This window comes from Nostoc sp. DedVER02 (assembly GCF_034530675.2).
Lineage (GTDB): Bacteria > Cyanobacteriota > Cyanobacteriia > Cyanobacteriales > Nostocaceae > Nostoc.
Genome location: NZ_JAVRCP020000001.1, coordinates 744,403 through 756,529 on the forward strand (window position 1 = coordinate 744,403; position 12,127 = coordinate 756,529).

Here is a 12,127-nt window from a genome sequence, read left to right on the forward strand (position 1 = left end):
ATGATGAAAAAAACCCTTGCTTTCCTTTCCTTGAGTCTGGGAGTTGCCCTTGTAAATCCTTTCTGGCAGGCTGTTGCTCAGGTTCCTAACTTACTGCCGTTGCCAATACCGACTACTCCCGATCTCTCACCTGTGCCCATACCAGTCACTCCTGAGATCGCGCCGCCGTTAAAACCAATCGCTATAGGAAGTGATTGCACCCTCCGGCAGAGTTGCTTGGGTTGGGACGATCAAATTTGGGGCCAAAAAGGTAAGATAGGCGATCGCAATGCGTTGTTGGCTTCCATTGACAACAGTCTGCTTTACCTAACAAAGAAAGAGGCGATCGCGGCATATCAAAATTATCCAGTCAAGGAAATTACTCTTGATCGCGTCCGCCGCAGTTTGTTACGTTTCCGCCAATTAGTTGTCAGTTCTAAGTCACCAGCGCAACTACAAGCTGCTGTCCGCCGTGAGTTTGTCTTTTACCAGTCTGTAGGCAACGATGGCAAGGGTACTGTTAAATTCACTGCTTACTACGAACCTGTTTACACCGCTAGCCGTGTCAAGACTGCAATATATAAGTATCCCCTTTATCGGCTACCACCTGATTTCAGCCAATGGCCGAAACCCCACCCAAAACGCATTGATTTGGAAGGAAAAGATGGTTTAAAAGGGAATAAGAGCAAATTACGCGGTTTAGAACTGCTTTGGTTCCGCGATCGCTTAGACGCATACATGGTACATATCCAAGGTTCTGCCCAAATTAAGTTAACTAATGGTCAGACAACATCTATTGGCTATGCAGGTGGAACTGATTATCCCTGGACTAGCATCGGCAAAGAACTGGCTAAAGATGGCAAACTTCCACTGAATGGATTGACAATGCCACGTTTGATTAGTTACTTCCGAGCAAAACCGCAGGAGTTGAATAATTATCTACCGCGCTGGGAACGATTTATTTTCTTCCAAGAAACAAACGGTAGAGGAGCGACTGGTAGTATTCATGTGCCAGTGACAGCAGAACGTTCCATTGCCACAGATAAGTCTCTCATGCCTCCGGGAGCGCTAGCACTGATTTACAACTCATTTCCCTATCCTGTTGCCCGTGGCAAACTAGAGAGGCGTACTGTCAGCCGCTATGTGCTTGATCAGGATACAGGAAGCGCCATCAAAGGCCCCGGCCGGGTAGATTATTTTATGGGTTCTGGTAAACTAGCAGGCGATCGCGCTGGCATCACAGGCGGTAATGGTTCACTATATTATTTGCTGCTTAAAGATTAGGCAGGGAGCAGGGAGCAGGGAGCAGGGAGCAGGGAGCAGGGGGAGTAATTAAAATTACCTCTTTTTTTCCCCATTCCCCATTCCCCATTCCCCATTCCCCAGTCCCCATTCCCCATTCCCACCTAATATGGCGGATAAGCAAAATCGTCTTCATCGGCATAAACGTAAGAGTTAGAAACTCCTGCCATTGCCAATTTAGGTGTTTCTGATTTTACAGGTTCCTTGCCAAAATCTTTGTATTCTTCAAAAGTCTTGCAAATCATTGCAGACTCAAGAGAATCTGAAGCAATTAAATATTGTGTTAAAGTCCCTACCGTCGGATGTTTATAGTCCACAGTTGAAGCGACCAGAACAGTATTTGGTTCAATACCTCTTTCTTCACACTCAATTATCGGGCAAAAAATCCCGTGAGCATGAAATAAAGGCCCTTTTGGTGTTAAAGGTTGCTTGCGGTAAATCGCATAAGCTTTTTCTAGTTCAGCAACGAATCCACTAACTACTTTACCTTGTTGATATTCGCAGTAGGTTTTGCTGAAACTCGCTCCAGCAGCACCATTAAGAGTTAGTTGTAATGGTGATTCGTGCAAAAACTTTTTATTCTCACCCACTATAAAAATTAGATAGCGGGTAAAGGTTTTAAATTTAAGTTTGTCTGCTAAGAAAGCATCATAATTCTCTTTGAGCGTACCTAGCTTTAGACCACTTTCTCGGTCTTTGACAGACAATGGCCCCCGACGCACCAAAACCAAATTTGGAGTAGTGCTAATAAAGACTGTTTCGACTCCAGAGCTAAATTCATGCTCTACCTGCTGCCAATTATCATCTGGCACAAAGCCTACAGCATTGGCATTATCTAATTTAATCGCCAAACCGTGGGATTGCATACCATCTGTGCCATACCGAGGATTAATCATCTGACACCAAGGGATGACTTGAGAAGGCGGTGCATTAAATTTATCGTCTTCAAAGTCGAAATTAGCAGATGCTTTCATCGTTTTAGGCTATCAAAGTGTTTTATTGAACAAGTTTATCGGCAGGACGCTGAGGAAAAAAGAGTCAGAAAAGAGGGTTGCTACAAGCCTTACCCGTCATGTGTCGCCCTCAAAAGAAGGTCGAGCGTGCCATTAAACTGGCGTAGTAGTTTTTCCAGGGTAAGGCAGAATCAATCTATGTTGCAATCCCTGTTTAGTTTTGTAACAACAGATCCGGATCGAAACAGTGCTGGGCGCTTGAAACTTATTGCTCAATATTGTTTCTGTGAACTCATAACAGCGAGAGTATTTAAATCAGGTATTTCTAAGTCAGGTTGACTCAGTGCTGATTCTCCTTGTTGATCTGCTCGACGGTTTACCCAGACTGTTGACAGTCCTAGAGATTTGGCTGTAACGATATCGTGATACACACTAGCAGCAATATGTAATATCTCTTCTAGCGGCAAATCAATTCTCTCAATAGCCAGCCTGAAGTTATTCAAGGAAGGTTTGTAGCTTTTTGCCTGTTCTGCTGTGATTATCTGGTCAAATTCCACCTCCAAATGCTTTGCTGAGAAAGCAAAAAGATCGTCATCGACATTCGAGATAATTACCAACTGAAATTTTTGCTTGAGGGTTTTAAGTGCCTCAACTGTATCGGGGAAAGGCAGCCAATGCTGAATCGAATCAGAAAGTGAATTTAGCTCCTTGGCAGTTGGCTCAAAGCCAAATCGTTCACCAAATTTTTCGACTACTTTGTTCAAAACTTCCCGATATTTGATATAATTACCATTTTCAAGTTCTGCTTCAAAATTAGCAAAAAGTTCCAGAATTTGATCGTCATCCAAATTAGTGTTGTGTGCCAGCAAAAGTGGCTTTAGCGCTTCTAAAATGCCGTTCTCCCAATCAATCAGGGTTCCGTAACAATCGAAAGTTAAAGCTTTATACTGATTGAAGTTAATCACCTTTTTATACTCCAGGGCTTGATTACATAGTGTTCCGTTCTCAGAAACTAGTGGTCTGACAACCTAAAAATGCTGGGTGAGGGCTGGGTAAAGGGTAAGAGATTTAAAACCTTTCCCCTTTCCCCTTTACCCCGCCAAGTCACGAAAGCGAACTACTAGAAGACGGGTTAACCCATTTGCGTTGGTGCAACCCGCCGCAGGCACACCACATCCACTATTTTTTAAGTCTCTAAACCTTTGTTATATCAGGTTATTGGCTGTTAGATTGACAAGGCGAAGTGTGAGGGTCGTTTTAACGTTACTAATACCATTTCACGAAAATAATAAAACAGATGCAAACCCTGAAAGCCTGACTAGGTAGGACTTTCTTAATTACGAATTACGAACTACGAATTACGAATTGGTACAAGTACTTTACGAAAACAGTGCTAAAAATTTCTATGGTACTTATCCAAAAAAAGTAATAGTGCTGAGTTTCAGTGTGTGGGATAATCTTACTTCACAGGGAAATTATTCCTAACAAGTATAGTTTGTATGCATCTTAAATTTCAGGATACACAAGCGACTAACACTGAACAATTAAACTCTACTGAACAGGAATTTCATAGCCAGCCATCTAGACCTTCTTCGGTAGCAGAGGCAGTGGTTAAAATGCTAAAAGAGATGGGAGTAGAGTATGCCTTTGGGGTTTCGGGAGGTGCGATCGCGCCAGTATGGGCTGCATTACACCAAAGTTCCATCCAAGTTCTGCACTTTCGCCACGAAGCTGGAGCAGCTTTTGCAGCAATTGAGGCTTACTTTGCTAGCGATCGCCCAGTTGTCATATTCACTACTACAGGGCCGGGGATCACCAATGCTTTGACAGGGCTGTTGGCTGCCCGTTGGGAGGGAGCTAAGGTAATTTTCGTATCAGCTTCGACCTCTTCACCACAGCGTGGTCGGTGGGCTTGTCAAGAAACTAGCACCTACACTATGCCTAGTGCAGGTATTTTTACTTCGGGGACAATATTCCATTATGCGACAACCCTCGAATCCAGCGATGAACTTCCAGAGGTTGCTCGAAGGATTGCTCTTGGTCTAGGACAACCAGGAGGATTTGTCGCTCATATCAGCATTCCGGCAAACATCCAGACAAGTTCTGTAAATACATCTTTGCCACGAGTAACTTTGTCTCAGGCTGCGGCAACAGCAAGTGACGAGACAATAGCCGAATGTGTTCGGTTACTATCTGAGGAGCCGTTTGCAATTTGGGTGGGCTTCGGGGCACGGGGTGCTGCAAAAGAGATTCGCCAGCTTGCTGAGAGAACAGGGGCTGCCGTAATGTGTTCGCCACGAGGTAAGGGGATTTTTCCTGAAGATCATCCTCAATTTGTAGGCGTTACCGGCTTCGGTGGGCATGATTCTGTTTTCAGGTACATGAAGGAGCAACGTCCAAGGCACATTCTAGTATTAGGAACACGTCTTGGCGAATTAACATCATTTTGGAACCCTGAGATGATCCCCAGGCGTAGTTTTTTGCATGTTGATATAGACCCAAAAGTTCCAGGAAGCGCATATCCATCTGTTGAGACGTTTGCGATCAACTCCGATGTGGGAGTTTTTTGCAAGGCATTACTGAAATATTTTCCAGATCGTTCTGGTATGTCAAAAGTTCCGTCACTGAAGAAATCTAAGCGCGATTTAATCCATCCGCGTGCTGACGGGAAAGTACGACCAGATGTGCTTATGAATATGATTCAACAGGTGATTGTTGAACAGAGCAATGCAGTTGTCATGACCGAGGTGGGTAACTCTTTGGTTTGGGCAATTCACCTGTTGCGATTTGCCGAATCGTCTCGTTTCCGGGTCAGCACTGGCTTCGGGTCTATGGGGCATTTTGTAACTGGTGTCGTGGGTACTGCTTTAGCAGCACGGAATCGCAAGGCAGTTGCTATTGTCGGGGATGGTGCTATGCTCATGAGCAGCGAGGTAAATACTGCGGTAGCCTACCAAATTCCCGCCGTCTGGATTGTACTCAACGACGGGCGTTACAATATGTGCGAACAGGGGATGACGTATGTGGGTTTCAAGAATGTGGATGCAACGATTCCCCAAGTAAATTTCGTCAAGATTGCTCAGGGTATGGGAGCCGATGGTATCCGCGTTGAAACAGAGTACGACATCCAGGCGGCGTTAGAAAAAGCGATCGCCGCGACTAACCCATTTGTGGTTGATGTAATCATAGATCCCACCCAAATAGCACCCGCTCACAGTCGCAATCAAAGCCTAATTTCACAGGGCGCTACCAACTATTAAGATAAGAAAAAATTTTATATGGTGCATTCCCCAGTAGGTATTCGCTCAATTGCACTAAGTTTTCCAACTATTAGACGTACCAATAACTATTACGTAGAAAAGTACCCTGACCTAATAGCTCAGGCTGAACAAAAAGGATTGGCAAGAATGTTTTCGCTGACTGGAACCCCTCCAGCTAACGAATTTGATATGGAAATGTTGCCTTATCTCTCAGATCCCTTTCGCGGTACTATTGATCGCTGGGTGCTGAGTCATGAAGAGTCCTCCTTAACCTTGGAGTATCGCGCGGCAACAGATGCCCTGAATGCAGCCAAACTTTCTGTTAATGATATTGATTTGATGATTGTGGCCTCAGTTTGGCCTGAACAAATTGGATTTGGCAATGCCGCCTTTCTCGCCCGCAAACTAGGTCTTGTAGGTGCTGCATGGAATCTTGATGGAACCTGTGGGAGTACGCCAGTTGTACTTCAAACTGCCTCTGCTTTGGTGCGAACGGGAGAGTATCGCAATGTACTGGTAGTTATTTCATGTTCCTATTCTCGCGTTTTTGACGAGCAAGATACTGTGTCTTGGTTTCTTGGTGATGGTGCTGGAGCCTTTGTAGTCAGTTCACTCGAAGGAAATCAGGGTATCCTTGGCACTAAGACAGTTCATACAGGTGCGCTGTGTGAGGTCGTATCTGCTGAACTGACAAAAGATGAACAAGGAAATTCACGAGTCCGTATGCAGACTGGTAAGGGTGCGAAGGCTCTACGCGAAACGGCTGCGGAGTTTCTTTCTATATGTTGTGAGGGTGCGATCGCATCTGCTGGTGTAACATTAGAGCAAATCGACTTTTTTCTTTTCAATACTCCTACTGCTTGGATGACACGCTTCTGCACGCGGCTATTAGGTATTGACCCAGAGCGCACGATCGATCTCTACCCTCTATATGCAAATATAGGGCCAGTACTGACTGTGGCAAATCTGTACCATGCTGCACATTTGGGTAAGATTCACGAAAATGACTTAGTTCTCATTTATGGTTCTGGTGCAGCAGGTGTTGCTTCTGCAAGTGTAATGCGCTGGGGTAATGTGGCATTAGCCCCTCACCCTCTTGAAAGTTCTAAATTAGCAAAAAAAGCTTTCTAGAAAGAAGCGATATTTTTCTCAGGGCATCTTTATAAGTTTTAAATTAGATTAAGGAATTAGCTATGCAAAGACAAATTATAACAACAGGGTTTTTGCTGGCATCTTTGATATTTCCACTCAAAGTATTAGCAAAAGATTATGACAATATTTATGTCTTTGGAGACAGTTTATCTGATATTGGTAATGTATTTAACGCCACTAATGGAATTGTTCCCCCAAGTCCAACATACTATAATGGGCATTTTTCTAATGGCCCAAATTGGGTTGATTATCTTGCCTCCGATCTAGGATTAACATTAAATCTGAAAAATAGCTTTGCTTTTGGTGGTGCAACTACAGGAACTGAGAATATTGGTTTAGCTACCTTACCAGGATTGCAGCAACAGATAAATAACTTTGTAGCAGCAGAAACTGCCGATCCTAATGCTCTATATATTATTTGGGCTGGAACTAATGACTACCTAAGTTACTTTTTCGATGGTGAGCCAAATCCTAGTAATACAGTGGCAAATTTATCAACAGCATTGACATCACTTGTTGCTGATGGTGCTAAAGATATCATGGTCGTCAACTTACCAGATTTGGGAAAATCACCTTTTGCAAATTTTACTAGTCAACGTTCCAACTTATTTAGCACATTTAGCAGCGAACATAACTCTAGCTTGAATACAGAACTCCAAGTTTTGAGCCAACAATTAAGTCCAGATATCAACATTATAGAACTGAATGTTAATTCCCTATTTGATAGGATAGTTGCCACTCCAGAGGAATTCGGTTTTACAAACGTTACTAACTCTTGTATTAGCGAAGACTTATCAGTAGTGCCTATAGAGATTCCCACACAACAAGTTTCCTGTAACCCTGAAGAATTTTTATTTTGGGACGGAGTGCATCCTACAACTACTGCTCATAAACTAATTGGAGAATTAGCATTCTCAGCACTTCAGCCAGTACCCGAAGCATCTGCTGGATTAGGAATGCTAGTATACAGCATTTTAGGTGCAGTTTCGATATGGAAACGCAAAATAACTAATTGAATTAGCACTTGTTCCCAAACTGGCTTATTAAATCCCCTTTAATACAATACGGTTCAGATTAAGGGCTACTGGCAAAAATTTTGGGTTTTGGAGACGCGATAAATCGTCGTCTCTACAAGTGTTTTGGTCTTATCTGAACTGTATTGCCCTTTAATACTCAACTGCTCCTAGAGCTTTTAAAGTATCCTTCTGAGACTCAGTTAAGCCACTTATACTAGTGATATTCATTCCCTCATAAGGATTTTTACTTTTCAAAGTTTTCAAACATTCACCAGTTTGTACATCCCAAATCTTAATTGTCTCATCTTCACTACAACTGACTACAGTCTGATCGTCAGAACTAAATGTGACTGACCAAACCCATTTAATATGTCCTGATAAAGTTCTTAAACAGCTACCTGTGTTAACATCCCAAAGCTTAACTGTTTGGTCTCCACTACCACTCGCCAGTATACGACCATCCGAACTGAAAGCAACTGAATATACAGTATTTGTGTGGCCTTGCAAAGTTCTAAGACATTGACCAGTGCTGACATCCCACAGTTTAATCGTTTGATCGCCACTCCCACTTGCTAGGGTGAAACCATCTGCATGGAAGTTAACTGAGTATATCCAGTCAGTATGACTTTGTAAAGTCTTAAAGCATTTACCAGTACGAACATCCCAAAGTTTCACTGTTCGGTCATGACTACCACTAGCTAATACATGACTATCAGGACTAAAGGTGACTGACCATGTTCTACCACTATGTTCTCGTAAAGTATTGAGGCATTGACCAGTGTTAATATCCCATATTCTTATTGTTTGGTCATCGCTACCACTTGCCAAAAAATAGCTGTCTGCACTAAAAGTAACTGATATAACTCGATTAGTATGTCCTTTCAATATTTTAAGGCATTTACTAGTACTTAGATCCCATAACCTTACGGTTTGGTCTTCGCTACCGCTAGCAAGCAAGTTAGCATTAGGGCTAAAGCCAACTGATGTAACTCTCCTACCATGTTCTTGTAAGGTTTTGATACACTTACCAGCCGTAATATCCCACAGTGTCACTGTTTGGTCATTACTACCACTAGCAAGAATATTATTATCGGTTGGGCTGACAGCAACTGACCATATCCCATTGTTGTAACCCTGGAAAGTCTTAATGCATCGACCAGTACTGATATTCCATAACTTTACCGTTTGGTCATCACTGCTACTAGCACAAATATTTTGATTTATACATATTGCTAACGACCATACCCTACTTTTATGTCCTTGTAGAGTTTTAAGGCATTGACCACTCACAAAATCCCATATCTTAACTGTTTGATCGTCACCGCAACTAACAAGAGCGCTACCATCTACGCTGAAAGTAACTGAATGTACCAAGTCTGTATGTCCCTGCAAAGTTTTAATACATTTACTAGTACTTGTGTCCCAAAGTTTAACTGTTTGGTCATGGCTGGCGCTAGCTAATGTATTACCGTCAGGGCTGAAAGTGACTGAGTATACCCGTTGAGTGTGACCTTCTAAAGTGTGAATACATGAATTGCTGTTAATATCCCACAGCCTTACTTTATAGTCATCATTTCCACTTGCCAACACATCACCTTTTGGATTAAAGGCAACAGACCATACACTACAACCATTTTCTTGCAACGTTTTCAAACATTTGCCTGTACTGATATTCCACAGTTTCACTGTTTGGTCATCACTGCCACTAGCAAGAACCTGATTGTCAGGACTAAAAGTGACTGAACGAACCCCACCACTATGACTCTCAAAAGTTTTTAAACACTGACCAGTACTGGTATCCCACAGTTTTATTGTTTGGTCATTACTGCCACTGGCAAGAACCTGACCGTCGGGACTAAAAGTAACTGACCAAACCCAACCATTATGACCCTTACAAGCCATAAGTTGCTGACTATTGGCAACTTCGTACAAGCGAATTTCTCCATTGGTATCACCAGTAGCTAAAAGTTTACCATTGGGGCTAAAGGCTACCGAAAAAATACCACCAAAGGTTTCAATAAAAACACACTTAGCTAGATGGGCGTGAGCAAAATTTGCATTATGCAACTTTACATGCTGCAAGTCGGCCTGCCAAATAGTTAGATAAGAAAAATCATAATTACTGAGATCGGTTTCTAAATGACAAAGTAAGTTAAAGACATTTCCTGCTGTATAACTTTGTTCTAGAGGAGATATCTCTCGTAGGGTTGCTAAAATTTGAGCTAAATGATTTTCTAGATTTTTTTTACTTCTAAAGGCAGTAAGCAACCCATCTATAACTGGTTTGACGATCAGGCGAATTTGAGTATCCCTAACATATTCTTTGGCTGTCGCTTTTGTTAGAGCTTTACTCCTGAAGAGATAAATATTCTGAGTGATAATCTCTTCACATACACTTTCTATTAAGCGACTAGTCACATACTCCATAACTACAGGTTGGAGTGTAAAGAATGATCCAGTTTTTTCAATCAGCGTAGGCGTAGCTTTCTCGATTAGCGATCGCCTTCCTAAAGATTCTACAGCCTCTAGTAATTTTGCTTGTGGTACTGGTGATATAATATCATCTCGCAATTCTGAGAGTGTAACCGACTCCCGATTAATCGCTAGCCAGTACATGATATCCTTCTCTAAATCTGACAAGCGCTCAAACTGCTGCTCTAAAATATCACGAATGTCACCAAAAACAGACGTATCTTGCTGCAAAAAGGCAGTCACATTCCCACCAAATATTTCTTGAACAGTCGTAGCAACTATCTTTAAGGCGAGTGGATTGCCTGCATAGCGTTCAATCATTACTTTCCATTCATCCTGTGCTGCTGATAGCCCTTTGAGTTTCAAGATTTCTTGCCCTTCCAGCATCTTCAAACCACTCAGTAGCAATGAACGAACAGGTAGTGCTTCTCCTTCGAGCAATGCCACTTCTTTCGGTTTTTCACGACTAGTCAACACTAAACAGCTTTGGTGAGTTGCTTCTCCTATGCGTCTTAAAAGCTCACCGTATTCTTCATATCCTTCTCGATAAAGTCCGGCGCGGCTACCACTGCGGAGAATTGACTCTGCATTATCAAGGATTACCAAACAGCGATGATTTTGTAAATAATAGAGGAGTCTCGATACCCTATCACTAAAGCTTTCTGGTAAGTTACCTTCTGTTTCCTGTTCGTCAGATAAAAATTGGATTAAGTTACCTAGAATAATTTTAACAGGTGGGGCTTCTCGTAGCGATCGCCAGATCGCATACTCAAAGTTGTCCTGAATCTGTTGAGCAAGCTTTACAGACAGCGTAGTTTTCCCAATACCTCCTATCCCTAATAGGGCAACCAATCGACACTGTTCATTGAAAATCCATTGTTCTAAAGTAGTAAGTTCTTCTGTACGTCCATAAAAAACTGGGTTAAAGATAGCTTCTCCCCAATCTAGACGATTAGTTGAGCTTAAATAGTCACTTTTATCTATTTTTAAATTAAAAGCTGAAAAAAGCTTTTCAATAGTCTGTTTATCAACTCCTCCTTCCCGATTCAATACTTTCGAGATAGTCGCCGAGTATAATCCAGAGCGGGCACTCATTTCTTCCAGAGTATACCTGTTTCCAAAATTATCTTTTGCTTCTGACTGATGCTTTGCTTCTTTAATTTTTTGTAACCCCTTGGTAGTAAGTGCAACGCCACGCTTGCGTCTCCAATTCTGTAAAGTCATGTATTAACTCACTTTCGTATAATCACCTTTGACTAAAAGGAATTATCTATTAGGTTGCTATAGATATGAAGTGATAGCTCTCACAAAGGAATAATCTCATGTTGCAGAGGATTTAAAACACATATATGGGATTCCGATTTGATTCCTGAATCACTCGTAGAGATAAGGAACTATTAACAGGTAATGGGGAATGGGAAAGAAGGAATAAAGTTGTACTGAGTTCTGTTCAAAATCAAGTAGGAGTCTTATATTACCAAGAATCTTTACTGATCAAAACCACCTTTTGCAATCTACTCGTCTCGGTAATTCAATACCACCTGCTCAACAGACAATCTACTTTGTGAGGCATTGCTGACATAAGCTCTTGAGCTAAAAGTTTCTAGTACTAGAGCTAATGACAGATCAATTAAGTGTGAAGCAACTATTTGCTACTTTGCCTCTTCAGTAAGATGTTTGGGCATAAAGCTTAAGTTCAATCCAAAAATCCTGATTTTCACTGGTAAAGACGGTTCGGAATTGGCAATCTTGATAAAGAAAGCTTGTATATATCTAAACTATCAATCAATGAATAAAACTACTGCACTTAAATCTCCCCGTTTGGCAACCTCCAGTAAAAAAAGGGCGCTTAAGCGAATTACCTTAAACTTGACATCAGATGAAGCTCAGAACCTTGAAAAGTATTGTGAACAGACAGGTATACCCGCAATAGATGTGATTCGGGAACTTATTCAAGCCCTACCTTGACTTTTCACGGCTTTACGCAGTCTCA

8 protein-coding genes are annotated in these 12,127 nt (G+C 42.0%); 5 read left to right on the plus strand and 3 right to left on the minus strand.

Annotation, left to right across the window (positions count from 1 at the left end):
* Positions 1 to 3 precede the first annotated feature (3 nt).
* Positions 4 to 1,263, plus strand: a complete 1,260-nt coding sequence (locus RMZ41_RS03310; protein WP_322644387.1) for a murein transglycosylase A — start codon at positions 4 to 6, stop codon at positions 1,261 to 1,263.
* A 122-nt stretch (positions 1,264 to 1,385) separates the two neighbouring features.
* Here RMZ41_RS03310 and RMZ41_RS03315 read toward each other — a convergent pair whose 3' ends face one another.
* Positions 1,386 to 2,255: a DUF5895 domain-containing protein gene (locus RMZ41_RS03315; RefSeq protein ID WP_322644267.1), complete on the minus strand. Its 870-nt coding sequence runs from the start codon at positions 2,253 to 2,255 to the stop codon at positions 1,386 to 1,388.
* A 251-nt stretch (positions 2,256 to 2,506) separates the two neighbouring features.
* Positions 2,507 to 3,199 (minus strand): haloacid dehalogenase type II, encoded by a 693-nt coding sequence (locus RMZ41_RS03320; protein WP_322644266.1) that lies wholly within the window; start codon positions 3,197 to 3,199, stop codon positions 2,507 to 2,509.
* A gap of 534 nt (positions 3,200 to 3,733) precedes the next feature.
* On the opposite strand from RMZ41_RS03320, the gene RMZ41_RS03325 reads away from it, so the two are divergent.
* The 3 genes from RMZ41_RS03325 (at position 3,734) to RMZ41_RS03335 (ending at position 7,662) form a co-directional block, all read left to right on the plus strand.
* Positions 3,734 to 5,494 (plus strand): ScyA-related TPP-binding enzyme, encoded by a 1,761-nt coding sequence (locus tag RMZ41_RS03325; RefSeq protein ID WP_322644265.1) that lies wholly within the window; start codon positions 3,734 to 3,736, stop codon positions 5,492 to 5,494.
* An 18-nt stretch (positions 5,495 to 5,512) separates the two neighbouring features.
* Positions 5,513 to 6,625, plus strand: a complete 1,113-nt coding sequence (locus RMZ41_RS03330) for a 3-oxoacyl-ACP synthase III family protein (protein WP_322644264.1) — start codon at positions 5,513 to 5,515, stop codon at positions 6,623 to 6,625.
* Positions 6,626 to 6,687: 62 nt separating this feature from the next.
* Positions 6,688 to 7,662, plus strand: coding sequence for an SGNH/GDSL hydrolase family protein (locus RMZ41_RS03335; RefSeq protein WP_322644263.1), 975 nt, complete (start codon positions 6,688 to 6,690; stop codon positions 7,660 to 7,662).
* Between the two features lie 150 nt (positions 7,663 to 7,812).
* Here the strand turns inward: RMZ41_RS03335 and RMZ41_RS03340 are convergent, their stop codons facing one another.
* Positions 7,813 to 11,358 carry an NB-ARC domain-containing protein gene (locus tag RMZ41_RS03340; protein WP_322644262.1) on the minus strand — a complete coding sequence of 1,182 codons (3,546 nt, stop codon included), beginning with the start codon at positions 11,356 to 11,358 and terminating at the stop codon, positions 7,813 to 7,815.
* 564 nt (positions 11,359 to 11,922) lie between these two features.
* On the opposite strand from RMZ41_RS03340, the gene RMZ41_RS03345 reads away from it, so the two are divergent.
* Positions 11,923 to 12,102, plus strand: coding sequence for a RepB family protein (locus RMZ41_RS03345; protein ID WP_322644261.1), 180 nt, complete (start codon positions 11,923 to 11,925; stop codon positions 12,100 to 12,102).
* Positions 12,103 to 12,127 lie beyond the last annotated feature (25 nt).

Excerpts from the sequence above, each read along its gene's own strand:
- RMZ41_RS03310 (WP_322644387.1), top strand. The coding sequence starts at position 4 with ATGAAAAAAACCCTTGCTTTCCTTTCCTTGAGTCTGGGAGTTGCCCTT.
- RMZ41_RS03315 (WP_322644267.1), bottom strand. The coding sequence starts at position 2,255 with ATGAAAGCATCTGCTAATTTCGACTTTGAAGACGATAAATTTAATGCA.
- RMZ41_RS03325 (WP_322644265.1), top strand. The coding sequence starts at position 3,734 with ATGCATCTTAAATTTCAGGATACACAAGCGACTAACACTGAACAATTA.
- RMZ41_RS03330 (WP_322644264.1), top strand. The coding sequence starts at position 5,513 with ATGGTGCATTCCCCAGTAGGTATTCGCTCAATTGCACTAAGTTTTCCA.
- RMZ41_RS03335 (WP_322644263.1), top strand. The coding sequence starts at position 6,688 with ATGCAAAGACAAATTATAACAACAGGGTTTTTGCTGGCATCTTTGATA.
- RMZ41_RS03340 (WP_322644262.1), bottom strand. The coding sequence starts at position 11,358 with ATGACTTTACAGAATTGGAGACGCAAGCGTGGCGTTGCACTTACTACC.
- RMZ41_RS03345 (WP_322644261.1), top strand. The coding sequence starts at position 11,923 with ATGAATAAAACTACTGCACTTAAATCTCCCCGTTTGGCAACCTCCAGT.